This is a genomic window from Solibacillus sp. FSL R5-0449, assembly GCF_037975215.1.
GTDB lineage: Bacteria > Bacillota > Bacilli > Bacillales_A > Planococcaceae > Solibacillus.
Genome location: NZ_CP150239.1, coordinates 3,425,222 through 3,450,064 on the forward strand (window position 1 = coordinate 3,425,222; position 24,843 = coordinate 3,450,064).

The window sequence follows — 24,843 nt, forward strand, 5'->3', positions numbered from 1 at the left end:
CAATTTACCCTCCTTCAAAACATCTAATGTATAGGTTCTTATCATCATAGTTGTTAATCTAAGTTAGACTATAAAATGCACAAGACTTTTGTACAAAGTAACATGATGTACGTAGAAGTAATTAAACTTCTAAGCTGCACCCATTACACACGACGACGTTTTGGCGGACGGCAACCGTTATGAGGAACTGGAGTAACGTCTTTAATAGCAGTTACTTCTAATCCAGCAGCTTGAAGTGCACGTACTGCAGCTTCACGACCTGAACCAGGACCTTTAACTGTTACTTCAATGTTTTTTAAACCATGTTCCATTGAAGTTTTTGCAGCTGTTTCAGCAGCCATTTGAGCTGCGAATGGAGTTGATTTACGTGAACCACGGAAACCTAAAGCACCAGCTGAAGACCAAGATAATGCGTTACCTTGCATATCAGTGATCGTTACGATTGTATTGTTGAATGTAGAACGGATGTGAGCAACACCAGATTCGATGTTCTTTTTCACACGACGTTTACGAGTTTGTTGTTTACGAGCCATGTTAAGAAGGAACCTCCTTTACTTAATTATTTTTTCTTGTTCGCTACAGTCTTACGTGGACCTTTACGCGTACGCGCATTGTTTTTCGTATTTTGACCACGAACAGGTAAACCACGACGGTGACGGATACCACGGTTAGAAGCAATCTCCATTAAACGTTTGATGTTTAAAGAAACTTCACGACGTAAGTCACCTTCAGTTTTGTATGAATCTAATTGTTCACGGATTTGGTTTAATTGATCTTCTGTTAAGTCTTTAACGCGAGTATTTTCGTCAATACCTGCACCTGCTAATACTTTTTGAGAAGTAGTTTTACCAATACCGTAAATGTATGTTAATGAAATTACAACGCGTTTGTCGCGAGGAATATCAACACCAGCAATACGTGCCATTCGTTAGTGCACCTCCTTGATTAATTATCCTTGTTTTTGTTTGTGTTTAGGATTTTCACAGATTACCATTACTTTACCGCGTCGGCGAATTACTTTACATTTTTCGCAGATCGGTTTCACAGATGGTCTCACTTTCATCTAACCTAACCTCCTTAATAGTCCGGAGTGCAAAAGATTATTTAAAACGGTATGTGATACGACCGCGAGTTAAATCATAAGGAGATAACTCAATAGTAACCTTATCTCCAGGTAGGATACGGATAAAGTGCATACGGATCTTTCCAGATACGTGTGCAAGCACAGTGTGCCCATTTTCTAATTCTACCTTAAACATCGCGTTTGGCAAAGTCTCAAGAACTGTCCCTTCGACTTCAATTACATCGTCTTTCGCCATCTTCTCGACTCCCTTCTATATGCTTATATCAAAAAACTCATGCGAGCTCTTGCAACTGTTTCTCCTAATTAAGAAGCAACTCGTTTCAACATATGGTTTGGATTGCATGAGAGATGTAGAATAAGACGCTCGTCTGGTTTCGCTTCACACAATCCATGGAAACAGTATCCTATAAGGAACCGCATCCTTATGTTAACACGATAGCCGGAATGTCTTGATGAGAGATTCATACCCGTTACACAGATGCTTCCACGAAACCCATTATACGTTACAAAGATGTCATCACACTAATTTAGTGCTCAACCTTTATAGTATATACCGGGCACAATATGCTTTTGCAACTCTCAAAAAATTATGTTTCGTTGTTGCCTCCGCATGACTACCGCGGAAGCTGTCTAGCGCCCGGACGGATATCAGCTGCGGCTGCCCTGCAATAGAGCATCAAGATCAGCAAATACTTTTGAAATTTCTTGCTGTCCATTAATATTTGTAAGTACTCCCTTTGCTTCGTAGAAATCAAGTAAAGGTTGTGCTTGGTTCATATTTACTTCCAGACGGTTTGTAACAGTTTCAGGATTATCATCTGCACGCGTGTATAACTCGCCGCCATCCTTATCACAAATGCCATCCACTTTTGGTGGGTTAAACACTAAATGATATGATGTACCACAAGTCTTACAAATACGACGACCACTTAAACGTGCGATTAACTCTTCTTTTTCAACTTGAACATTAATTGTATGCTCAACTGGGCGCCCTAATTCTTCAAGGATGCTATCTAAAGCTTCAGCTTGAGGAACCGTACGTGGGAATCCATCTAATAAGAAACCTTTTTCGCAGTCTGGTTGTGAAAGACGTTCACGAACAATACCAATCGTTACTTCATCGGGTACTAATGCACCTTGATCCATAAATGATTTGGCCTGTAAACCTAATTCTGTACCTTCTTTAATAGCGGCACGGAACATATCGCCTGTAGAAATATGAGGGATTGCGTACTTCTCAACAATTTTGTCAGCCTGAGTACCTTTACCGGCACCTGGAAGACCCATTAAAACGATATTCATACGTAATACTCCCCTTTATAGCATAAGCCGGTAAGGAAACGAGAATGTTTCCTAAACCTGCATTATTTCATAAAGCCTTTATAATGACGCTTCACTAATTGTGACTCTAACTGTTTCATCGTTTCAAGTGCAACACCGACTACGATAATCATACTTGTTCCCCCGATTTGAGCCGAAGCCGGCAGGTTCATGAAGTTAATGAATAAAATCGGCATTACTGAAATAACTACTAAGAATAAAGCTCCAACTAATGTCAAACGATAAAGAACTTTTGTTAAGTAAGCTTGAGTGTCATTACCTGGGCGGATACCCGGGATATAAGCACCTTGCTTTTTCAAGTTGTCTGCCACATTTTCCGGATTCACCTGAATGAATGCATAGAAATATGTGAAGGCGATAATTAAAGCAACATAGATTAACATACCAACAGGTTTAGTATAGTCAAACGTGTTCGTAATAAACGCTGTTACATTATTATCTCCAAAGAAAGTTGCTAAAGTTTGAGGTGTAACAATAAACGCAACCGCAAAGATTACCGGAATAACCCCTGCAGCATTTACTTTTAACGGTAAATGCGTTTGCTGTGCACCAACTTTAGGTGAATTCCCAGCAACTCGTTTTGCATATTGAATTGGAATTTTACGCAACGCTTGTTGAATATAAATAACTCCAACGACAACAGCAAGCAGCACTAGAACTAATAGAACTAGAATGGCAATATTGATAAACAATTGATCGCCCGCTCCATCAATTTGTTGTGCATAGATTTGGTTTACTGCGTTAGGAATCGCAGCTACGATACCAGCGAAGATAATGATTGAAATACCATTACCAACACCATATGCAGTAACTTGTTCAGATAACCACAATAGGAAAGCTGTACCTGCAGTTAATACGATTGAAATCGTTAAGTATGATTGAATACTAGTATCCGTAATCAATGATCCGCCATAAAATTGGTTAAACCCAAAGCTCATTGCGAAAGATTGAATGAATGCTAATACAATCGTGAAGTAACGAGTGAATTGAGCCAACTTGCGTCGACCTACATCACCTTGTTTCGCCCATTCTGCAAACTTAGGAACAACATCCATTTGAAGTAACTGGACAATGATTGAGGCTGTAATGTACGGCATAATCCCCATCGCAAAGATCGAGAAGTTTGCCAATGCACCACCGCCAAACGTATTAAGGAAACCTACTAAGCTGAACTCATCAGTTGCCTTTAATACATCTGCGTTAACATTTGGTACCGGGATGAATGTCCCGATACGAAAAATGATTAACATTAAAAGTGTGAAGATGATTTTATTTCGTATATCTCGAACGCGCATAAAGTTAGAGATTGTCTGAAACATTAGATCACCTCAGTTGTTCCGCCAGCGTTCTCAATTGCTTCTTTTGCAGAAGCTGAGAATTTGTGAGCCTTAACATTAAGCTTAACGCTTAACGTTCCATGACCTAGAATTTTGATTCCAGCTTTTTCGTTGCTCACGATACCAGTTTCTAATAATAATGCAGGTGTTACTTCTGCACCATCTTCAAAACGGTTTAACGCGTCAAGGTTAACGATAGCGTATTCTTTACGGTTAATGTTCGTAAAGCCACGTTTAGGTAAACGACGGAAAAGTGGGTTTTGACCCCCCTCAAATCCTGGGCGAACGCCGCCGCCAGAACGAGCGTTTTGACCTTTATGACCTTTACCAGAAGTTTTACCGTTACCAGAACCGATACCACGACCAACGCGGTTACGTACTTTACGTGAACCTTCTGCTGGTTTTAACTCATGAAGTTTCATTTGGGTGGCACCTCCTTGTTCGTATAATTGAAATTAAATTTCTTTAACAGTAACTAAGTGAGCTACTTTTGTAATCATACCGCGGATTGCAGCGTTATCAGCTTGTTCCACAGTTTGGTTTACTTTACGTAATCCTAATGCCTCAACAACTTTACGTTGGTTAGGTTTAGTACCAATGACAGATTTATTAAGGGTAATTTGTAATTTAGCCATTATAATTCCCCCCCTTATCCTAATAACTCTTCCACTGATTTACCGCGTAGTTTTGCAACTTCTTCTACACGTTTTAATTCAGTTAAACCTGCTACAGTTGCACGCACCATGTTGATTGGTGTGTTTGAACCAAGAGATTTTGAAAGAATATCAGTAATACCAGCAAGTTCAAGTACAGCACGTACTGGACCACCAGCGATAACTCCTGTACCAGGAGCTGCAGGTTTGATTAAGATTGAACCTGCACCGAAGCGACCTTGCACTAAGTGTGGAGTAGTTCCACCCACGCGTGGTACTTCGATTAAGTTTTTCTTCGCGTCTTCAACAGCCTTACGGATTGCATCTGGAACCTCTTGGGCTTTACCAGTACCAAATCCTACATGACCATTTTTATCTCCTACTACTACTAGAGCAGAGAAGCGGAAGCGACGACCACCTTTAACAACTTTAGCAACACGGTTAATTGTAACTACGCGTTCTTCAAGTTCTAATTTGTTTGCGTCAATGCGACTCATGAAGTATGTCCCTCCTTCTTATTAAAATTCTAAGCCGTTTTCACGTGCAGCTTCAGCTAAAGCTTTTACACGTCCGTGATATAAGTAACCGCTACGGTCAAATACTACTGTAGTAATATTTTTTTCAGCAGCGCGTTTAGCGATTGTTTCACCGATTTTAGCAGCAGCTTCTACGTTTGAGCCCATACCTTCGAAAGCTTTTTCTTGAGTATTAGCAGAAACTAAAGTTACGCCAGCTACGTCATCGATTAGTTGTGCATAGATGTTCTTGTTAGAACGGAATACGTTTAAACGTGGACGTTGTGCAGTACCCGAAATTTTAGAACGAACACGCCCATGACGTTTTTTACGAACTTGATTTTTATCTTGTTTCGTAATCACAGTGGTCACTCCTTTCAAAATTTAATGCGGTTTTACGCCGCATTATTTACCTGTTTTACCTTCTTTACGGCGAACGAATTCACCTTCGTAACGGATCCCTTTACCTTTGTATGGCTCTGGTGGACGTACGTCACGGATGTTAGATGCTAATGCACCAACACGCTCTTTAGAAATACCTTTAACAACGATCTTAGTGTTCGAAGGAACTTCGACCTCTAAACCTTGCTCAGGTGTGAACTCAACTGGGTGAGAGTAACCAACGTTTAGTACAAGCTTAGTACCTTGTAACTGTGCACGGTAACCTACACCAACAAGTTCTAGAGTACGAGTGAAACCTTCAGAAACACCAGTTACCATGTTAGCTAGTAACGCACGAGTTGTACCGTGGTTTGTACGGTGTTCTTTAGAATCAGAAGGACGAACAACAGAAAGTGTGTTGCCTTCTTGCTCGATTTTCATATCTTGGTTGAATTGACGAGTTAATTCGCCTTTAGGACCTTTAACAGTAACTAAGTTGCCAGCAGCGACTTCAATTGTTACGTTAGCAGGTACCTCGATAACTTTTTTACCTACGCGAGACATTTATATTGCACCTCCGTTCTTTTCTTACTAATTACCAAATGTATGCTAAGATCTCTCCGCCAACTTGTTTAGCGCGAGCTTCTTTGTCAGTTAATAAACCGTTTGAAGTAGATACTAAAGCGATACCAAGACCGTTTAATACTTTAGGTACTTCGTTTGTTTTAGCATATACACGTAAACCTGGTTTAGAAATACGTTTTAGACCAGTGATAACACGCTCGTTCTCTTTACCGTATTTTAAGAAAATACGGATGATACCTTGCTTGTTGTCTTCTACATATTCTACATCACGTACGAAACCTTCACGCTTTAAAATTTCAGCGATCTCTTTCTTTACGTTAGAAGCAGGAACCTCTAACTTCTCGTGACGAACCATGTTCGCATTACGAATGCGTGTAAGCATATCTGCAATCGGATCAGTCATTGTCATGAAAATTTACCTCCTTCCCAAATTAGGGGATTACCAGCTGGCTTTTTTAACGCCAGGAATTTGTCCCTTATATGCAAGTTCACGGAAACAAATACGGCAAAGTTTAAATTTGCGGTATACAGAGTGTGGACGGCCACAGCGTTCACAACGTGTATATTCTTGAACTTTAAATTTTTGCGTGCGTTGTTGTTTAGCGATCATTGATTTTTTTGCCACGTCTTCGCCCTCCTTATTTTATTACTTTTGGAACGGCATACCGAACTGTGTTAATAACTCGCGAGCTTCTTCGTCAGAATTCGCAGTAGTTACGATCACGATGTCCATACCGCGTACTTTTGAAACTTTATCGTAATCGATTTCTGGGAAAATTAGTTGCTCTTTAACACCTAATGTATAGTTACCGCGACCGTCGAATGCTTTTTTAGAAACACCACGGAAGTCACGTACACGTGGAAGTGCGATAGAGATTAATTTATCCAGGAATTCATACATACGCTCACCGCGTAGTGTAACTTTAGCACCGATCGCTTGACCTTCACGTAAACGGAAACCTGCGATAGATTTTTTCGCTTTAGTTACTACTGGTTTTTGACCAGTGATTGTTGTTAATTCTTCAACAGCTACATCAAGAGCTTTAGAGTTTTGAACAGCGTCACCAACACCCATGTTGATTACGATTTTCTCCACTTTTGGAACTTGCATTACTGATTTATATTCGAACTTGCTCATAAGAGCAGGTGAAACTTCGTTTAAATATTTTTCTTTTAGGCGGCTCATGTGTGTACCTCCCTTCTCAATTTACTTATTAGTCGATTACTACACCTGATTTTTTTGCAACACGAACTTTTTTGCCATCTTTGATCTCAATACCTACACGAGTCGGCTCGCCAGATTTAGGATCGATTAGCATTACGTTCGAAACGTGGATTGCAGCTTCTTGAGATACAATTCCACCTTGTGGGTTAAGCTGGTTAGGTTTAACGTGTTTCTTAACGATGTTTACACCTTCAACAAGAACTCGGTCTTGTTTAGGGAAAGCAGCTAAGATTACGCCTTCTTTACCTTTGTCTTTACCAGTAATTACTTTTACTTTGTCGCCCTTTTTAACATGCATTATGTGTCGCACCTCCTTGATTGGTACTGTCATGAAATTAAAGAACTTCTGGAGCTAAAGAAACGATTTTCATGAAGTTGCCATCACGTAACTCACGTGCAACTGGTCCGAAAATACGAGTTCCGCGTGGTGATTTATCATCTTTGATAATTACGCAAGCATTCTCATCAAACTTAATGTAAGTACCGTCTTTACGACGTGCACCTGATTTTGTGCGAACGATAACAGCCTTAACAACGTCACCTTTCTTGACAACGCCACCTGGTGTTGCTTTCTTAACCGTACAAACAACGATATCACCGATGTTTGCAGTTTTACGACCAGAACCACCAAGTACTTTAATAGTTAAAACTTCACGTGCACCTGAGTTGTCAGCAACTTTCATACGACTTTCTTGTTGAATCACTTAGGTTACCTCCCTTCGGAAATATATTTTATTCCGAAATGTGTTATTAAATAATAACCGCTTTTTCTACAACTTCAACTAAACGGAAGCGTTTAGTAGCTGATAGCGGGCGAGTTTCCATGATACGTACGATATCACCGATATTCGCAGTGTTTTGCTCATCATGAGCTTTAAACTTTTTCGAGTATTTTACACGCTTGCCATAAAGCTTGTGCTTTTTGTGAGTTTCAACTAAAACAGTAATTGTCTTATCCATTTTGTCAGAAACAACACGGCCCGTGTAAACTTTGCGTTGGTTACGCTCAGTCATACTTAAAACCCTCCTTTATCAGTTATTTGCACTGATTTCTCTTTCACGAATCACAGTTTTCATACGTGCGATCGCTTTGCGAACTTCACGGATGCGAGCTGTGTTTTCTAATTGACCAGTCGCCAATTGGAAGCGAAGGTTGAAAAGCTCTTCTTTCAGTGATTTCACTTTTAATTCGATTTCGTTAGTGGCAAGGTCACGGATTTCATTAGCTTTCATTAGATTCACCACCAGTTTCTTGACGTTTTACGATCTTACATTTAACAGGAAGTTTGTGTGATGCTAAACGAAGTGCTTCACGTGCTACCTCTTCAGATACACCAGCAATTTCGAACATTACTTTTCCTGGTTTTACTACTGCTACCCAACCTTCAGGAGAACCTTTACCAGAACCCATTCGGACTTCTAGAGGCTTTTTCGTGTAAGGTTTATGTGGGAAGATTTTGATCCAAACTTTACCGCCACGTTTCATGTAACGAGTCATTGCGATACGAGCAGATTCGATTTGACGGTTTGTAATCCAAGATGCTGTTGTAGCTTGTAAGCCAAACTCACCGAAAGATACTTCTTTACCGCCTTTCGCTTCTCCACGCATGTTACCACGGTGTTCACGACGATATTTTACGCGTTTAGGTAATAACATATTATTTGCCTCCTTCCACAGAGTTCTTTTTAGTAGGAAGGACTTCACCACGGTAGATCCAAACTTTAACGCCTAGTTTACCGTAAGTAGTATCAGCTTCAGCATGTGCATAATCAATGTCAGCACGTAATGTATGAAGCGGAACAGTTCCTTCACTATAGTGTTCAGCACGCGCGATATCAGCGCCACCTAAACGACCAGATACTTGTGTTTTAATACCTTTTGCACCAGCGCGCATTGTGCGTTGGATTGATTGTTTTTGAGCACGACGGAATGATACGCGGTTCTCAAGTTGACGAGCGATGTTTTCAGCTACTAATTTAGCGTCAAGATCTGCACGTTTGATTTCAATAATGTTGATATGCACACGTTTACCAGTTACTTCAGTTAAGTGTTTACGTAAGTTTTCAACTTCCGTACCACCTTTACCGATAACCATACCTGGTTTCGCAGTGTGAATAGTGATGTTTACGCGATTTGCAGCGCGTTCGATTTCTACTTTAGATACAGATGCATCTTTAAGTTTAGATTCGATATATTTACGTACTTTGATGTCTTCGTGTAATAAGTTAGCGTAGTCTTTCTCAGCGAACCACTTTGACTCCCAGTCACGAATAACACCAACACGTAGTCCTATTGGATGTACTTTTTGACCCACGGATTAAACCTCCTTCTTCTCAGATACCACGATTGTAATGTGGCTTGTACGTTTGTTGATTGCCGACGCACGACCTTGTGCACGTGGACGGAAACGTTTTAATGTTGGACCTTCATCAACAAAGATTTCAGATACAACTAAGTTATTAACATCTAACTCATAGTTATGTTCAGCGTTAGCAACTGCAGATTTTAATACTTTCTCAACGACTGGAGACGCCGCTTTTGGAGTATGACGTAAAATTGCAACTGCTTCACCAATTTGCTTGCCTCGGATTAAGTCTACTACTAGACGTACTTTACGAGGAGCGATGCGAACTGTACGAGCGATAGCTTTAGCTTGTGTCATTAGGATTTACCTCCTCTCAAAATTAGCGTCTTGTTTTCTTGTCATCTGCACCGTGACCTTTATAAGTACGAGTTGGTGCGAACTCACCAAGTTTATGACCTACCATATCTTCAGTTACGTATACAGGAACGTGTTTACGTCCATCATATACAGCGATTGTTAAACCGATGAAGTTTGGGAAGATAGTAGAACGGCGAGACCAAGTTTTAATAACCTGTTTTTTCTCAGAAGCCTCTTGTGCTTCCACCTTTTTCATTAGGTGGTCATCAACAAAAGGTCCTTTCTTTAAGCTGCGACCCATTTAGGAACCTCCCTCCGTGATACGACCACGGCTCTCGAACTGAACCGTAGTTTTACCACATTATTTTTTACGTCCACGAATAATAAATTTAGATGATTTATTTTTCTTGCTACGAGTTTTGTAACCAAGAGCTGGTTTGCCCCATGGTGTCATTGGAGATTTACGTCCGATTGGAGAACGTCCTTCACCACCACCGTGTGGGTGATCGTTAGGGTTCATTACAGAACCACGTACTGTTGGGCGTTTACCTAACCAACGAGAACGACCTGCTTTACCGATGTTGATAAGTTCGTGTTGTTCGTTACCAACTTGACCGATTGTTGCACGGCAAGTAGCAAGGATTAAACGTACTTCACCAGATTGTAAACGAACGATTACGTACTTGCCTTCACGACCTAATACTTGCGCAGAAGTACCAGCTGAACGTACTAATTGTCCACCTTTACCAGGTTTCATTTCGATGTTATGGATTGTTGTACCCATTGGAATGTTTGCTAATGGTAATGCGTTACCTACTTTGATATCCGCTTCTGGACCTGAATAAATAGTTTGACCTACTTCAAGACCTTTCGGAGCTAAGATGTAACGTTTTTCACCGTCAGCATAGTTAATTAAAGCGATGTTCGCAGAACGGTTTGGATCGTACTCGATTGTAGCAACGCGTCCTGGAATGCCGTCTTTAAGACGTTTAAAATCGATAACACGGTATTGTTTCTTGTGACCGCCACCGTGATGACGAACAGTAATTTTACCCTGGTTGTTACGACCAGCTTTGCGTTTAGTCGGTTCTAATAAAGACTTTTCAGGTTTATTAGTAGTGATTTCAGCAAAGTCAGATGACGTCATGTTACGACGACCATTTGAGGTTGGCTTATACTTTTTAATCGCCATTTGTATTCCCTCCTTCTTAAAGGTTACTTATATAAATTTAGAATTAGATTTCGAATAACTCGATTTCTTTTGAATCAGCAGTTAATTTAACAATCGCTTTACGACGTTTGTTAGTGTATCCACCGAATTTACCAACGCGTTTGAACTTACCTTTGTAGTTCATTACGTTTACTTTCTCAACTTTAACACCGAAGATTTCTTCAACAGCGTCTTTAACTTGAGTTTTGTTAGCGCGAGTGTCTACTTCGAAAGTATACTTTTTCTCTGCCATAATTTCTGAAGAACGCTCAGTAATGACCGGACGTTTTAAGATATCACGTGCTTCCATTATCCAAGCACCTCCTCAACTTTTTTTACAGCATCTTGAGTGAATACAACTTTATCGTGACCTAATAAGTCTAATACGTTGATTCCTTCAGCTGTTAACACTGTAACACCAGGGATGTTACGAGCAGATAAAATAGCGTTTTCGTTAACTTCAGCAGTTACGAATAATGCTTTTTTGTTGATTTCTAAAGCAGCTAATACTGATTTGAAATCTTTAGTTTTTGGTGCATCAAATGATAATGCATCAAGTACTACTACGTTTTGTTCTAATACTTTCGCAGATAAAGCAGATTTAATTGCTAAACGGCGAACTTTCTTAGGTAGTTTGTAAGAGTAGCTACGTGGAGTAGGACCGAATACAACACCACCACCACGCCATTGTGGAGAGCGGATCGAACCTTGACGAGCACGACCAGTTCCTTTTTGACGCCATGGTTTACGACCACCACCAGCAACTGCAGAACGGTTTTTAACTTTGTGATTACCTTGACGTAAAGAAGCACGTTGTGCAACTACAGCGTCGAATAATACAGCTTCGTTTGGCTCGATTCCGAAAATCGCATCGTTTAATTCGATTTCACCAACTGAAGCACCTGTTTGACTAAGTACTGAAACCTTTGTCATTCCTGTTTCCTCCTTTCTTTAAGAGAATTATTTTGATTTAATAGCAGTTTTAACTGTTACTAATGCTTTTTTAGAACCAGGAACATTACCTTTAACAAGTAGTAAGTTGCGCTCTACGTCAACCTTAACGATTTCAAGGTTTTGAATAGTAACAACTGTGCCACCCATTTGACCAGGTAATTTCTTTTGTTTGAATACGCGGTTCGGGGCAACTGGACCCATTGAACCAGGACGACGGTGGTAACGAGAACCGTGAGACATAGGGCCGCGAGATTGTCCGTGACGTTTAATAACACCTTGGAAACCTTTACCTTTTGTTACACCTGTTACATCGATTACATCGCCTTCAGCGAAAATTTCAACCTTGACTTCTTGACCAACTTCGTAAGTCGCAGCTTCTAAGTTGCGGAACTCACGGATGAAGCGCTTAGGAGCAGTATTTGCTTTTGCTACGTGACCTTGTTCAGGTTTGTTTGAAAGCTTAACGCGCTTGTCTTCAAAACCTAATTGGATCGCTTCGTAGCCATCAGTTTCAACAGATTTCTTTTGTAAAACTACGTTTGGAGTAGCTTCGATTACTGTTACTGGGATAAGATCTCCGTTTTCAGCGAAAACTTGAGTCATACCAATTTTTCTACCTAAGATTCCTTTAGTCATTTGTCACACCTCCTGTAAATTTTAGAAAAAGTTTTATATTTGTTTTTACCATTAAAGTTTGATTTCGATATCAACGCCAGATGGTAAATCAAGCTTCATTAACGCATCAACAGTTTGTGGTGTCGGGTTAACGATGTCGATAAGACGTTTATGTGTGCGCATTTCAAATTGCTCACGAGAATCTTTGTACTTATGAACCGCACGTAAGATCGTGTATACAGATCTTTCAGTTGGTAGTGGGATCGGACCCGATACTCCAGCACCTGAACGTTTCGCAGTTTCAACGATTTTCTCAGCAGATTGATCAAGGATACGGTGATCATATGCTTTTAAACGAATACGAATTTTTTGTTTTGCCATTACTTTCCCTCCTTCTCGCCTATTTTCTAGACATTCTCCACGAAAATTTCTCCTACACACCGCCATGGCAAAGCGGCCGGGTGTGTCGGCAACCTCTCGCTTCATCGCAGTCAAAGACCAACATTCAACATTATATACAATAAAAAAGAAGTTCGCAAGTCTTTTAGCAAAATTCTTTTCATAATGTTTTATTCTTTATAAATAGGTTCGCTCTTTTTGAGCCGTTTATTAGTATATAAGTTTCTGACGATGAAAGCAACTGAAAAGGGAGTAATATGTTTTAAATATATTATTCTGAAAACTAACGGTTCAGAAAACGAAAAAATCGTCGCTTTCTATTTGCTGAAAGCGACGACTATTACTATAGGAAGAAAACGACTGCAATCCAGCCGAAAATAATCTGTGGAATATTATAGAAGATAAATGTTGGTACACATGTATCCCAAATATGGTTGTGCTGTCCATCGACATTTAGACCAGCTGTCGGACCTAATGTTGAATCTGATGCAGGGGAACCAGCATCACCCAGAACACCCGCTGTTCCGATTAAACAGATGATAGCTAATTCACTTAGTCCCAGTTCCATTGCGATTGGCACAAAGATAGCTGCAATGATTGGAATCGTCGCAAATGAAGAACCAATTCCCATTGTTACGATTAAGCCGACAATCAACATAATTAAAACTGCTATACTTACATTCCCGTTGAAAATGTCCATTGCACCGGATACTAGTGTTTCAACATCCCCTGTAGCATTGATAACAGCTGAAAACCCGTTCGCTGATATCATAACGAATCCGACAAATGCCATCATACGCATTCCATCCGATAGAACCTGGTCGGCTTCTTTAACTTTCAGTGCACCAGTAATATATAAAATGAGAATACCGGCAATCGACCCGACAATCATTGAATCTGTCATTACTTGTACTACTATAGAAGTAATCAATGCGATAGCCGCAAAAATAATGTGTAATGTATTTACTTCTTTATTTAAATCATTCGTTGTTTCCATTTCGATGTTTTCATATTGTCTTGGTTTACGGTAGGCAACAAAGGCTCCTGCAAGCCCTACAGCCATCCCTAACGCTACAATAGCCATTGCCTTAGGAACATCGCTCAAAGCAACGTCAAGCCCCGCTATAGCCATCTGATCGACAATAATTCCTTGATAGATTAAACCGAACCCTGCTGGTATGAACATATAAGGCATAACTAAACCGAACGTTAAAATACATGCGATTAAACGGCGGTCAATTTGCAGCATGTTCATAATTTTGATCATTGGCGGTACGATTAATGGAATAAATGCGATATGCACCGGAATCAGGTTTTGCGACATGATTGCCATTGCCAGCAATACTAAGAAGATTAATGCTTTGGCAGCCCCTTTCTTTTGGGAATCGCCTTCACGCTGTACAATTTTTAAAATCGCTTTTACTAATACTTCAGGTATACCAGTGCGAGAAATTGCGAGTGCAAATCCACCAAGCAGTGCATAGCTTAACGCAATTGTTGCTCCCCCGCCAAGACCGTCAACAAAGGCCTTGATTGTCTCTGTTATATCTAATCCGCCGACTAGGCCACCGATAATTGCCCCAATCGTTAAGGATAAAACTACATTTATACGCAGCAGGCTTAAAATAAGCATTACTCCTACCGCTATTAAAACAGCATTCATGTTGTACACTTCACTTTCGTCTGCTAAATTACTAATGTGTTAAAGTTACAAGAAAATTGATTGTGAGTCAACGGATAGATAGAAAATAAAACCGTCAAATAAGAGAAAATTGACGGTTTGAAGTATTATAAAGCCTGTTTTATTATTTTTCTGTAATAATTGATTGTTAATGCAGCAAATATGATATACATGGTGATATATAATCCCATTGTAACAAGTAGAGGCGTTGTCAGTTCTGTACCGAACAAAAACCAGCCTGATTTAACTGCAAAGTAACTGTGCAACAGTCCGATCAGTAGAGGAACACCAAAGTTAAATAACTGTTTCATCATTATACCGCGCGTTAACTCCTCTTGTGTAAAACCGATTTTACGAAGAATCTTATAGGATTCCATCTCTTCATCCGCTTCAGACATTTGCTTAAAGTATAAAATGCTGCCCGTTGCCAGTAAAAAGGCTAAACCTAAAAACGCCGTTGTGAAGATTGTCGTTCCATAAAGGTTTAAATTGTATTCAACTGTAGCTTTTTGTGAACTGATTTTATTCAATTCTCCGCCATCTTCACCTTCAGCAAATAAATTCGCACCCGTTTGTTTATAAAGCTTTTCCGTGAGCTTGTAGGTTTCATCATCCGCATCAACCAGGTTAATCGATATCTGCTCTTGTGTTGTGTAGCCGATTGCTTGTTCCTTGTTTAGCTGTTGTAACTGTTCAAACACATGGTCTTCAACGATAACAACAAAGCCACCTGCCGTAATACGCCATGCCACAACAGATGTTTCGTTAACTTCCTTGATTTTCAAAGGAAATTGTTGCTCTTGATGCAGGAACGATAAATCCAAAGGTGCTTCCAGCGGCATAATATTTGCCTGAAAGCCGTTATACCCGGCAATAATTGCTTCGTTCTCGGAAAGCTGGGCATTAGGATCAAGCTGCTTGTAGTCCGAAACCGGAATCATTAGCACATCTGCCATTGTATTGCCTTGAAGCATATCGACCAATTCACCAGAGAAAATTTTTGACATATCAAATTGTGCGCTTGTTAGTCTAAATGTCTTTTCCTCAAATGCAACCTCATTCTGCTTCAATTCTTTAATAAATGCATCTCCACGTCCATCTACTATTATATAATCTGCTGGTACTGAATTTTCAGCAGTACTATTTGCCGAATAATAGCTAATGTAGGAAAGAGTCGTGATGGCAAGAGACACTGCCGTAATAACAGTAATGAGTGTCAGGGATTTAGCATTCCCCTTCATACGGTGCATAATTGGTGTAAGCGCCAGAACATCGGTTAAATTCAAATGTCCTTTCTTTCTTAGACGGAACAGATTTAATATGAATGCAACCGAATAGCGGAAGACAAAGTAAGTTCCGCCGATTGTCGTCGCTAATATAATGACCATGCTTAAAAATAAGTTTGTTGTATGTCCTGTAAATAATAACGTACTCTCATAGTAGCCATAAATAATCAATGCTAATCCAATAGCACCCATTACCATAGGGAATACGCTAAAGCGTTTGACACGCTCGTCTGCCTGCTTGGATGCGTTAAATAGCGAAAGCAAACTTGTTCTGTACACCATAAATGCCATTTGCATTAAAATAATTACTAACAGAATGCCAAAAACGATTAACGTATTCACAACTGCGACTTTATTGATACTTAATGTGACAACCGCTTCAAATTTTAATAGCTTCAGTAAGATCATCGCAAATAAACGTGAACTTAAAAAGCCTAATAAAATTCCGACGCTTACCGCTCCGGCAAATAATAGAATGTTTTCGAAGGCGATCAGTCGTGTCACAAGCCCTTTTGTCATACCGACCAATTGATACAATCCAATTTCCTTGCTGCGTCGCTTAATAAATAAGTGATTGGCATACAGTACGAAGAACAGAACGATAAAATACAGCATATAAGATGCTGCTTCAAATCCTGAAGCTGCCGTTCCGCTAGCTTTTGTCGCTTCCATGACCGACTCATTATACTGCAGTGTTACAAACGAGAAAAACAGCGTCACACTGAAAATGAGTGCGAAAAAGTATAAATAATAGTGACGCATATTCTTTATCATGCTTTTAAAAACAAGCTGACTAAGCTTCACTCTGCTCACCGCCTAAAACACTTTGCGTATTCAAGATTTGCTGGAAAAATTCATTGCGCGATTTATCCCCTTTATACAGTTCCGTATAAATTTGTCCGTCTTTTAAAAACAGTACACGCGAACAGAAGCTTGCTGCAATGGCATCATGTGTTACCATCATGATCGTTGCGTTTTTTGCTTTATTGATTTTCTCTAAATTATCGAGCAGTGCTGTAGCGGCTTTTGAATCAAGTGCCCCTGTTGGCTCATCTGCAAATACAAGTGATGGATTGGTTACCAGGGCTCTTGCTGCCGATGTTCGCTGCTTTTGGCCACCGGATATCTCATTCGGGTATTTCGTTAAAATATCACCAATCCCTAAAATTGTTACGAGCTCCTGTAAACGTTGCTCCGCCGCCGCTTTTGGAATAGAGCTGAGCGATAACGGCAACAGTATATTTTCCTTTACCGTCAATGTATCCAGTAAATTATAATCCTGGAAGATGAAACCGAGTTCATCGCGTCTGAACTTCGCCAATGTACGCTCCTTCATTCCTTGGAGCTTTTGTCCATTGATTTCAACAAATCCGTCTGTCACCTGGTCTATGGAGCACAGTACATTTAATAATGTTGTTTTGCCTGAGCCTGAAGCACCCATAATACCGACAAATTCACCTTTTTCCACTTCCAAATCTATGCCCTTTAAAACTTCCTGTGCAAGAGAGCGCTTGCCATATGTTTTTCGAACTTTACGTGCGATTAAAATGCTCATCGTTTCCACCCTTTCTTGTTACTTTCATTCTACATGTTCCGTTACCTGAAATCGTTTGATTTACATGACAAAAACGCGTGGTAAGTGACAAGTTCGTCACATTCCAAGCGTTTTTTGATAGTCATTCATAATAGGGAAAGTAATCTTAACAGTGGTACCTGCCCCTTCTGTTGATTCGATTGCCAGAACAATAAGCAGTGATTGTGCTGCCTGTTTAGCAAGGTATAGCCCCATTCCTGTTGCAGCACTCGTTTCACGACCAATTGTTCCCGTATAGGATTTCCGGAATACTCGCGGCAAATCTTCACGCTTTATACCGATTCCGTCATCTTGAACGATAAGAACTGCCTGCTCCTTAACGATTTGAGATGATATTCTAATTTCTCCCCCGATATGGCTATACTTAACCGCATTCGATAAAATTTGCCTTACGATAAAACCTAGCCACTTTGCATCTGAATGTACAGTTAGATTATCCACTTCCAGATCAATGGCGAGCTGCTTTTCAAAACACCAGCTGCGCAATGCTTTAATTTCCTGAATCAGTACATCCTTCACCTTTACTTTTTCAATACGGTTATCAAGCTCGATCGTCATTAGACGTGTTGCATGAAGCTGCTGATCTAATAATAAATAAAGGCGCAGCCATTCATTTTCGATGCGCTCCTTCACTTCACCATTCTCGACTTTTTCCATCAACAGCTGCATTGCTGTTAATGGGGACTTCATTTCATGAACCCATGCTAAAAGCTCGTCCTGTCTTTCTAATACGATCTGCTTTTGTTCTTGTATTTTTATATTCTTATCAGCGAGCTGTTCTTTATAATCTTCATGAATAACATCATAGTAAGTTCCACTATACTTCGAATAGGGCTTCATTAACTTCCTGTCTTTCACATAGCGTAAACTGAAATAACCTGCTACAAGTGTAAACCAGATAATGTTTAAATAAAGTAAAGAAACCCCATGGAATCCAGTGTCGAGGAATAATATCAGATTCATCAGCAGCTGAAGCAGGATAACAAAGAGGATGGCGGATAAATATTGTCTTATAAACAAACGGATCATTCATTCACCGCCATGTAGCCAAGACCTTTTTTCGTCACTATGACATTGAAAAGACCAATATCCTCTAAACGTTGGCGTAAACGGTTTACGTTGACCGTTAATGTATTATCATTTACGAAGCGTTCATCATCCCATAATTTACGCATAAGTTCATCACGGGAGACGATTTGTCCTTTTGCCTTGACCAGCACCTTTAATATAAACAGCTCATTTTTTGTTAACTCGATCTGTTGCTCTTTATAATGAACAGTCGCGCGGTCATAATGAATTTCGGCACCATTCCATCTTTCAAAATCACTTTGCTGTGTTTCCTGATAATTATAAGCACGACGCAACAACGCTTGTACTTTTGCGACTAATACTTCAGTATGGAAAGGTTTTTGCACAAAGTCATCCGCTCCCATTTGCATCGCCATAATCATATCCATTGGATGATCACGTGAGGAAAGAAATAAAATAGGGACGTTCGATACTGCCCTTATTTCACGACACCAATGGAAACCGTCAAATGCTGGCAATTGAATATCAATAATAACAAGCTGAGGCTCTTCTTCATTAAAAGTTACCATTATATGTTGAAAATCTTTCGGTCCAATTACTTGTATATTCCACTGTGCTAATCGTTCGCCTATCAATTCAAATATGGAGACATCATCTTCTATTAATAGTACCTTCAAAGAACATCACTCCTTCTATATACTCCCATTATACAAAAACAAGCAATCCAACCGTTACAAACTTTGCTATAATCAATTCAATTAAAGGAATTACAGGTGAAGAGGTGGAAAAGAAAAATGGACTTACGCCAAATCGAATACTTTGTTGAAGTAGCCAAGCATTTAAGTTTTACGAAGGCAGCGGCAACCCTGCACGTATCACAGCCATCCATTAGTAAAGCAATTCAAAACTTTGAGTCAGAACTGGGCGTACCTTTATTTTACCGTTCATCCAAACAGCTTGAGCTGACGGATGCCGGTCAGGCCGTTCTCGTGAATTCGATGCAAGTACTTGAATCATTTCAAAACCTGCGCTCCGAATTAACGGATTTGATGGAATTAAAGAAAGGCCAAATTCGCATTGGGATACCACCAATCGTAGGCGCCGAATTTTTTTCAAAATTAATCAGCTATTATAAAGAGCTTAATCCATATATCGAAATTTTATTAACAGAAGTCGGAACAAAGCGCATACGCCAGGAAATTGAAGCAGGTGAACTGGATGTCGGATTAGTATGCAGTGTGACTTCGACGAACGAGTCTTTGGAAACGATCCGATTTTTAAAAGATCCATTAATGTTAATCGTCCATGAGAGTCACCCTTTGGCAATAAAGGAGACGATCCAGCTAAGTGAACTGGCAAACGAAACTTTTATTATTTACCGGAAAGATTTCATTTTATATGACCGCATTATCGAGGAATGCTCAAAACATGGATTCTTCCCTACAATTGCCTGTGAAACAACGCAAAAAGATTTATTTATCGAAATGGTTCAGGCAAAACTGGGGATTGCGCTGCTTCCGAAAAAGCTAGCTGAAAAAATCCCTTACACATCGATTAAATGCATCCCTTTTCAGGAAGAAGAGATTTATCTTGAGCTGGGGGTTACGTGGAAGAAAAATAAATACTTACCTTTTGCAGTACGGGAATTTATTAAACTTGCCCGTGAATTCGTTTCTAAATAAAATGGTTGCCTAGAAAGTTTCAGTATCTCTAGGCAACCATTTTATAATTTATTGGCATATTCATTTAACTGTGTAGACATTACTTGAATTTCCTTCACAAAATCGGAAACTTGTTGAATGGACTCGCTCTGTAATGTTCCGATAGTGGAAATTTGAGCAATGGAGGTTGTAATTTTTTGTGTAGCCTCGTTGATTTGATCCATCGTTTCTCTAATTTTTTGTGTAGATTCAATTGTTTCTTTTGAAAACTTTCGGATTTCCGTCGCTACGACTTCAAAACCTTTCCCTTTTTCGCCTGCACGGGCAGCTTCTATTGCGGCATTTAAACCGAGCAGATTCGTTTGGTCTGCCATACGCTTCAACAATGATAAAATTTCGGAAGTGTGTTGAACATTCTTTTCAGCCTGTTTCGATTGTTGCAGTAACTCATTTGCCGACTCTTTTAAGCTTGTAGAACCACCCGCTATATTTACGATCTGTTCATTTGCATTTGTTAAAGAACCCGTTATTGCTTGGGAAATTTCTATTAATTCCGAATGCTTTCTTACTTGGACAGCAATTCCTCCAATGGTTTTACCTGTTTGATCGTATAATGGCGTTGCAGTTCCGATAAATTCAAAACCATAATAATCCGCGGGTACAACTGCTTCTAAACGTCGGCCTTTCTTCAATGCAATCATGAGCGGTTCATCATGATTCAATTGTTGACCTACTTGTATTTTCAGATCTAAATCTTTTGCAGGGAAATAGGCTATAAACTTTTCAAGATCACATACGGCAATTGATAATTCTGTCGGAATTGCTTCTTTCATAACTGAAATCATTGAAATAAGCGCACCTAAGGATTCTATTCTGTTTTGCATTTTGATCCTCTTCTTTCCTATTACTTAAATTACTATATTATGACTATTATACCATTTCACCTATATATTAAGTGAATCCGCACTTATTTTTATCATTTAAATGAAAAAGACTACTATTTCAGAAGAAATAGTAGTCACATAGAAAATTACGCGTTTACTTTTTGTTTTGCTTTAGCTTCAATACGCTTTTTGTGTAAAATCGGTTCTGTATAGCCGTTTGGCTGATTATAACCTTTAAATATCAATTCACTTGCCGCTTGGAATGCTACGGAACCTTCATAGTTTGCTGACATAGGCGAGTAATCCGGATCATCGGCATTTTGTTCATCAACAACTTTTGCCATGCGGTTCAATGATTCCTCTACTTGCTCTTTCGTACAAATTCCGTGATGCAGCCAGTTTGCTACATGCTGACTTGAAATACGCAGTGTTGCACGGTCTTCCATTAAGCCAATATCATTAATGTCCGGCACTTTCGAACAACCCACTCCATGTTCTACCCAGCGAACAACATAGCCTAGAATTCCCTGTACATTATTATCAAGCTCGTTTTGAATTTCTTCCGGTGACCAGTCTGTATTTGCCGCTACCGGTATTTCCAAAATCGCATCCTGTAAATCTTCCGATGTCACAATACCTTTTTGAACATCTTTTACATTTACTTCGTGGTAATGCGTTGCATGTAACGTTGCGGCTGTCGGCGATGGTACCCAGGCAGTATTTGCCCCTGCTTTCGGATGATTGATTTTTTGCTCAATCATATCCGCCATTAAGTCCGGCATTGCCCACATTCCTTTACCGATTTGTGCACGTCCTTGCAAGCCTGCATTTAACCCAACAATGACATTCGATTTCTCATATGAAGTAAGCCATGTTGAAGTTTTCATATCGCCTTTGCGAATCATTGGGCCTGCCTCCATCGATGTATGAATTTCATCACCAGTACGATCCAGGAATCCGGTATTGATAAATACGATCCGGTTTTTCACTTCACGAATACATGCTTTCAAGTTAAGTGATGTACGACGCTCCTCATCCATAACACCAATCTTTAAAGTGAAACGTTCCAACCCAATTAAATCTTCTACACGCTCAAACAGTTTATTCGCAAAGGCTACTTCTTTTGAGCCATGCATTTTCGGTTTTACGATATAAATAGAACCTTTTTGCGAGTTTTTATACTGACCATTGCCAATCACTTCATGCTTCGCGATTAAGCTCGTTACGACACCATCCATTATTCCTTCAGGCACTTCACCGCCATCTTTATCTAAAATAGCCGGATTTGTCATTAAGTGTCCTACATTGCGGATAAACATTAACGAACGTCCGTTTAATGTTACTGTCTCACCATTAACTCCCGTATATACACGGTCAGGATTTAATGTACGTGTTACGGTTTTAGAGCCTTTTTCAAAAGTTGCCGTCAAGTCGCCTTTCATTAGGCCTAACCAGTTCGCATAAACTTCCACTTTATCTTCTGCATCTACTGCCGCTACCGAGTCTTCGCAGTCCATAATTGTTGTGATTGCAGACTCTAAATAAATATCTTTTACACCAGCTGCATCATCTTTTCCGATTAGATGGTTACGGTCTATTTGAATTTCAATGTGTAAATCATTATTTTTCAGTAAAACTGCAGTCGGCTGTTCTGCCGTTCCTTGATAGCCAACTAACTTTTCAGGTTCATTCAATGACGTTGTTTCACCATTTGTAAGTGTAATGACTAGTTTACCTTCTACAATTTTATAGGATGTCGCTTCTTTATGTGAAGCTGCTGTTAAAGGAGCAGCTTGATCTAAAAACTTTTTAGCATACGCAATTACCTTATTACCACGAATCGGATTATAACCTTTGCCTGCTTCTGCACCATCTTCACTACTGATAGCATCCGTACCATAAAGGGCATCATAGAAACTTCCCCAACGTGCGTTTGCTGCATTGATCGCATAACGTGCATTGCTAACAGGTACAACGAGCTGCGGACCTGCCTGATATGCAATTTCTGTATCCACATTCTCTGTTTCCACTTTGAAATCTTCTACTTTTGGTTCTAAGTAACCGATTTCTTCTAAAAATGATTTATAGTCGGCAAATTGGAAATTCCCCTTATTTCCTTTATGCCATTCATTAATTTGTGTTTGCAGTGTATCCCGTTTAGCAAGCAATGCCTTATTTTCCGGTGCCAGCTCATGAATAAGCTGATCAAATCCGTTCCAAAATGCCGTTTGCTCTACTCCGCTATTCGGTAAAACTCGCTCATTAATAAACTGAAATAATACTTCTGCTACTTGTAAGTTTCCCACTTGCACATAATTTGTCACTATAAATCCCCCTTTTAAATGAACATTTCTAATAATTCATTAGAATCCCCTGTTCTTACGTTTCATTATACAAGAGTCATGATATATAAATGAAATACATATATTGAATAAACATTATGCTTTTACGCTATAAAGGGTACAAAAAAACACCTTGCAAGCGTCCCTGCAAGGTGTTTTTGAAAATTAGCGATTAGCTAAAATTATTTTTGGATAGATGCTACTACGCCAGCGCCTACAGTACGGCCACCCTCACGGATAGAGAATTTAGTACCTTCTTCTAAAGCGATTGGAGCGATTAATTCAACAGTCATTTCGATGTTGTCGCCAGGCATAACCATTTCTACGCCTTCTGGTAACATGCAGATACCAGTTACGTCAGTTGTACGGAAGTAGAACTGAGGACGGTAGTTAGAGAAGAATGGAGTATGACGTCCACCCTCTTCTTTTGATAATACATAAACTTCAGCTTTGAAGTTAGTGTGTGGAGTGATTGAACCTGGTTTAGCTAATACTTGACCACGTTGGATATCTTCACGAGCAATACCACGTAATAAAGCACCGATGTTGTCACCAGCTTCAGCGTAATCTAATAATTTACGGAACATTTCTACACCAGTTACAGTTGTAGTTTTAGCTTCTTCTTCGATACCGATAACTTCTACAACGTCACCAACTTTAACTTGACCACGTTCAACACGGCCAGTTGCTACTGTACCACGACCAGTGATAGAGAATACGTCCTCTACTGGCATCATGAATGGTTTGTCAGTTTGACGTTCTGGAGTTGGGATGTAAGAGTCTACAGCGTCCATTAATTCAACGATTTTTTCTTCCCATTCTGCTTCGCCTTCTAAAGCTTTTAATGCAGAACCTTTGATTACTGGAACATCGTCGCCTGGGAAGTCATATTCAGATAGTAAGTCACGGATTTCCATTTCTACTAACTCTAATAATTCTTCGTCGTCAACCATATCACATTTGTTCATGAATACTACTAAGTAAGGAACACCTACTTGTTTAGAAAGTAAGATGTGCTCACGAGTTTGTGGCATTGGGCCATCAGCAGCAGATACTACTAAGATACCGCCGTCCATTTGTGCAGCACCAGTGATCATGTTTTTAACATAGTCAGCGTGACCTGGGCAGTCAACGTGTGCATAGTGACGAGTTGCAGTTTCATACTCTACGTGAGAAGTATTGATTGTGATACCGCGCTCTTTTTCTTCTGGAGCGTTGTCGATGTCAGCGTAAGATTTAGCTGCACCACCCATTTTTTTAGAAAGAACTGTTGCGATAGCAGCAGTTAAAGTTGTTTTACCATGGTCAACGTGTCCGATTGTACCAACGTTAGCATGCGTTTTTGAACGGTCAAATTTTTCTTTAGCCATTAGAAAATGCCTCCTCAGAGATATGTTTTATTTT

At 39.8% G+C, this 24,843-nt stretch carries 36 protein-coding genes; 1 reads left to right on the forward strand and 35 read right to left on the reverse strand.

All coding sequences use genetic code 11. The features are described 5' to 3' along the window. Positions 1-143: 143 nt before the first annotated feature. The 32 genes from rpsK to MKY27_RS17305 all read right to left on the reverse strand — a co-directional run bounded on the left by rpsK (position 144) and on the right by MKY27_RS17305 (position 19,229). Positions 144-533 carry a 30S ribosomal protein S11 gene (rpsK, locus tag MKY27_RS17150; RefSeq protein ID WP_008406718.1) on the reverse strand — a complete coding sequence of 130 codons (390 nt, stop codon included), beginning with the start codon at positions 531-533 and terminating at the stop codon, positions 144-146. Between the two features lie 26 nt (positions 534-559). Beyond that, positions 560-925 (reverse strand): 30S ribosomal protein S13, encoded by a 366-nt coding sequence (rpsM, locus tag MKY27_RS17155; protein WP_008406720.1) that lies wholly within the window; start codon positions 923-925, stop codon positions 560-562. Between the two features lie 24 nt (positions 926-949). Continuing rightward, positions 950-1,063, reverse strand: coding sequence for a 50S ribosomal protein L36 (rpmJ, locus tag MKY27_RS17160; RefSeq protein WP_000868344.1), 114 nt, complete (start codon positions 1,061-1,063; stop codon positions 950-952). A gap of 37 nt (positions 1,064-1,100) precedes the next feature. Further along, positions 1,101-1,319, reverse strand: coding sequence for a translation initiation factor IF-1 (gene infA / locus MKY27_RS17165; RefSeq protein ID WP_008406932.1), 219 nt, complete (start codon positions 1,317-1,319; stop codon positions 1,101-1,103). A gap of 413 nt (positions 1,320-1,732) precedes the next feature. Further along, complete coding sequence (locus MKY27_RS17170) at positions 1,733-2,386, reverse strand: adenylate kinase (protein ID WP_079523477.1); 654 nt, start codon at positions 2,384-2,386, stop codon at positions 1,733-1,735. 62 nt (positions 2,387-2,448) lie between these two features. After that, positions 2,449-3,744, reverse strand: a complete 1,296-nt coding sequence (gene secY, locus MKY27_RS17175) for a preprotein translocase subunit SecY (RefSeq protein WP_339174370.1) — start codon at positions 3,742-3,744, stop codon at positions 2,449-2,451. Beyond that, positions 3,744-4,184: a 50S ribosomal protein L15 gene (rplO, locus tag MKY27_RS17180; RefSeq protein WP_008406935.1), complete on the reverse strand. Its 441-nt coding sequence runs from the start codon at positions 4,182-4,184 to the stop codon at positions 3,744-3,746. Before rplO ends, secY begins: the two co-directional genes overlap by 1 nt. 33 nt (positions 4,185-4,217) lie before the next feature. After that, complete coding sequence (gene rpmD, locus MKY27_RS17185) at positions 4,218-4,400, reverse strand: 50S ribosomal protein L30 (protein ID WP_339176669.1); 183 nt, start codon at positions 4,398-4,400, stop codon at positions 4,218-4,220. 11 nt (positions 4,401-4,411) lie between these two features. Then, positions 4,412-4,912 carry a 30S ribosomal protein S5 gene (rpsE, locus tag MKY27_RS17190; protein ID WP_008406937.1) on the reverse strand — a complete coding sequence of 167 codons (501 nt, stop codon included), beginning with the start codon at positions 4,910-4,912 and terminating at the stop codon, positions 4,412-4,414. 21 nt (positions 4,913-4,933) lie between these two features. Continuing rightward, positions 4,934-5,293: a 50S ribosomal protein L18 gene (gene rplR, locus MKY27_RS17195; protein ID WP_339174375.1), complete on the reverse strand. Its 360-nt coding sequence runs from the start codon at positions 5,291-5,293 to the stop codon at positions 4,934-4,936. A 42-nt stretch (positions 5,294-5,335) separates the two neighbouring features. After that, the gene (rplF, locus tag MKY27_RS17200; RefSeq protein ID WP_339174377.1) at positions 5,336-5,875 is read right to left on the reverse strand and encodes a 50S ribosomal protein L6; all 540 of its coding nucleotides are present in this window, start codon (positions 5,873-5,875) and stop codon (positions 5,336-5,338) included. A gap of 31 nt (positions 5,876-5,906) precedes the next feature. Beyond that, positions 5,907-6,305, reverse strand: a complete 399-nt coding sequence (gene rpsH, locus MKY27_RS17205; RefSeq protein ID WP_008406947.1) for a 30S ribosomal protein S8 — start codon at positions 6,303-6,305, stop codon at positions 5,907-5,909. A 30-nt stretch (positions 6,306-6,335) separates the two neighbouring features. After that, complete coding sequence (gene rpsN / locus MKY27_RS17210; protein WP_076496371.1) at positions 6,336-6,521, reverse strand: 30S ribosomal protein S14; 186 nt, start codon at positions 6,519-6,521, stop codon at positions 6,336-6,338. A 21-nt stretch (positions 6,522-6,542) separates the two neighbouring features. Then, positions 6,543-7,082 (reverse strand): 50S ribosomal protein L5, encoded by a 540-nt coding sequence (rplE, locus tag MKY27_RS17215; RefSeq protein WP_079523482.1) that lies wholly within the window; start codon positions 7,080-7,082, stop codon positions 6,543-6,545. Positions 7,083-7,110: 28 nt separating this feature from the next. After that, positions 7,111-7,419 (reverse strand): 50S ribosomal protein L24, encoded by a 309-nt coding sequence (gene rplX, locus MKY27_RS17220; RefSeq protein ID WP_191701161.1) that lies wholly within the window; start codon positions 7,417-7,419, stop codon positions 7,111-7,113. 37 nt (positions 7,420-7,456) lie between these two features. Continuing rightward, a complete protein-coding gene (rplN, locus tag MKY27_RS17225; protein WP_008406955.1) occupies positions 7,457-7,825 on the reverse strand; it encodes a 50S ribosomal protein L14 in 369 nt (122 codons plus the stop codon). A gap of 46 nt (positions 7,826-7,871) precedes the next feature. Then, on the reverse strand, positions 7,872-8,135 hold the full coding sequence (rpsQ, locus tag MKY27_RS17230) for a 30S ribosomal protein S17 (protein ID WP_079523483.1): 264 nt from the start codon (positions 8,133-8,135) through the stop codon (positions 7,872-7,874). Positions 8,136-8,153: 18 nt separating this feature from the next. After that, on the reverse strand, positions 8,154-8,354 hold the full coding sequence (gene rpmC, locus MKY27_RS17235) for a 50S ribosomal protein L29 (RefSeq protein WP_008406958.1): 201 nt from the start codon (positions 8,352-8,354) through the stop codon (positions 8,154-8,156). Further along, positions 8,344-8,778 carry a 50S ribosomal protein L16 gene (gene rplP, locus MKY27_RS17240; protein WP_008406960.1) on the reverse strand — a complete coding sequence of 145 codons (435 nt, stop codon included), beginning with the start codon at positions 8,776-8,778 and terminating at the stop codon, positions 8,344-8,346. The genes rpmC and rplP overlap by 11 nt, the downstream gene beginning before the upstream one ends. Before the next feature lies 1 nt (position 8,779). Further along, positions 8,780-9,436, reverse strand: coding sequence for a 30S ribosomal protein S3 (gene rpsC / locus MKY27_RS17245; protein ID WP_339174384.1), 657 nt, complete (start codon positions 9,434-9,436; stop codon positions 8,780-8,782). 3 nt (positions 9,437-9,439) lie between these two features. Beyond that, positions 9,440-9,784, reverse strand: a complete 345-nt coding sequence (gene rplV, locus MKY27_RS17250) for a 50S ribosomal protein L22 (protein WP_008406963.1) — start codon at positions 9,782-9,784, stop codon at positions 9,440-9,442. 22 nt (positions 9,785-9,806) lie between these two features. Then, positions 9,807-10,085 carry a 30S ribosomal protein S19 gene (gene rpsS, locus MKY27_RS17255; protein ID WP_004233637.1) on the reverse strand — a complete coding sequence of 93 codons (279 nt, stop codon included), beginning with the start codon at positions 10,083-10,085 and terminating at the stop codon, positions 9,807-9,809. Between the two features lie 60 nt (positions 10,086-10,145). Next, positions 10,146-10,976, reverse strand: coding sequence for a 50S ribosomal protein L2 (gene rplB, locus MKY27_RS17260; RefSeq protein WP_008406964.1), 831 nt, complete (start codon positions 10,974-10,976; stop codon positions 10,146-10,148). Between the two features lie 43 nt (positions 10,977-11,019). After that, on the reverse strand, positions 11,020-11,304 hold the full coding sequence (gene rplW, locus MKY27_RS17265; protein ID WP_008406966.1) for a 50S ribosomal protein L23: 285 nt from the start codon (positions 11,302-11,304) through the stop codon (positions 11,020-11,022). Further along, on the reverse strand, positions 11,304-11,927 hold the full coding sequence (gene rplD, locus MKY27_RS17270; RefSeq protein ID WP_339174388.1) for a 50S ribosomal protein L4: 624 nt from the start codon (positions 11,925-11,927) through the stop codon (positions 11,304-11,306). Before rplD ends, rplW begins: the two co-directional genes overlap by 1 nt. 27 nt (positions 11,928-11,954) lie before the next feature. Beyond that, on the reverse strand, positions 11,955-12,584 hold the full coding sequence (gene rplC, locus MKY27_RS17275) for a 50S ribosomal protein L3 (protein ID WP_008406969.1): 630 nt from the start codon (positions 12,582-12,584) through the stop codon (positions 11,955-11,957). Between the two features lie 51 nt (positions 12,585-12,635). Then, the gene (gene rpsJ / locus MKY27_RS17280; RefSeq protein ID WP_008406970.1) at positions 12,636-12,944 is read right to left on the reverse strand and encodes a 30S ribosomal protein S10; all 309 of its coding nucleotides are present in this window, start codon (positions 12,942-12,944) and stop codon (positions 12,636-12,638) included. 361 nt (positions 12,945-13,305) lie between these two features. After that, a complete protein-coding gene (locus MKY27_RS17285) occupies positions 13,306-14,625 on the reverse strand; it encodes a Na+/H+ antiporter NhaC family protein (protein ID WP_339196563.1) in 1,320 nt (439 codons plus the stop codon). Between the two features lie 125 nt (positions 14,626-14,750). After that, on the reverse strand, positions 14,751-16,733 hold the full coding sequence (locus MKY27_RS17290; RefSeq protein ID WP_339196566.1) for an FtsX-like permease family protein: 1,983 nt from the start codon (positions 16,731-16,733) through the stop codon (positions 14,751-14,753). Next, on the reverse strand, positions 16,723-17,484 hold the full coding sequence (locus tag MKY27_RS17295) for an ABC transporter ATP-binding protein (RefSeq protein ID WP_339196568.1): 762 nt from the start codon (positions 17,482-17,484) through the stop codon (positions 16,723-16,725). The genes MKY27_RS17290 and MKY27_RS17295 overlap by 11 nt, the downstream gene beginning before the upstream one ends. Positions 17,485-17,580: 96 nt before the next feature. After that, entirely contained in the window at positions 17,581-18,552 is a 972-nt protein-coding gene (locus MKY27_RS17300) for a sensor histidine kinase (protein ID WP_339196571.1), read from the reverse strand. Beyond that, a complete protein-coding gene (locus MKY27_RS17305) occupies positions 18,549-19,229 on the reverse strand; it encodes a response regulator transcription factor (protein ID WP_339196573.1) in 681 nt (226 codons plus the stop codon). The genes MKY27_RS17300 and MKY27_RS17305 overlap by 4 nt, the downstream gene beginning before the upstream one ends. Positions 19,230-19,346: 117 nt before the next feature. On the opposite strand from MKY27_RS17305, the gene MKY27_RS17310 reads away from it, so the two are divergent. Further along, positions 19,347-20,234, forward strand: coding sequence for a LysR family transcriptional regulator (locus MKY27_RS17310; protein ID WP_339196575.1), 888 nt, complete (start codon positions 19,347-19,349; stop codon positions 20,232-20,234). A gap of 41 nt (positions 20,235-20,275) precedes the next feature. Here the strand turns inward: MKY27_RS17310 and MKY27_RS17315 are convergent, their stop codons facing one another. The 3 genes from MKY27_RS17315 to tuf all read right to left on the reverse strand — a co-directional run bounded on the left by MKY27_RS17315 (position 20,276) and on the right by tuf (position 24,809). After that, a complete protein-coding gene (locus MKY27_RS17315) occupies positions 20,276-21,097 on the reverse strand; it encodes a methyl-accepting chemotaxis protein (RefSeq protein ID WP_339196577.1) in 822 nt (273 codons plus the stop codon). A 146-nt stretch (positions 21,098-21,243) separates the two neighbouring features. Beyond that, positions 21,244-23,421, reverse strand: a complete 2,178-nt coding sequence (locus MKY27_RS17320) for a malate synthase G (protein WP_339196578.1) — start codon at positions 23,419-23,421, stop codon at positions 21,244-21,246. Positions 23,422-23,621: 200 nt separating this feature from the next. Continuing rightward, positions 23,622-24,809, reverse strand: a complete 1,188-nt coding sequence (tuf, locus tag MKY27_RS17325) for an elongation factor Tu (RefSeq protein WP_079523494.1) — start codon at positions 24,807-24,809, stop codon at positions 23,622-23,624. Positions 24,810-24,843 lie beyond the last annotated feature (34 nt).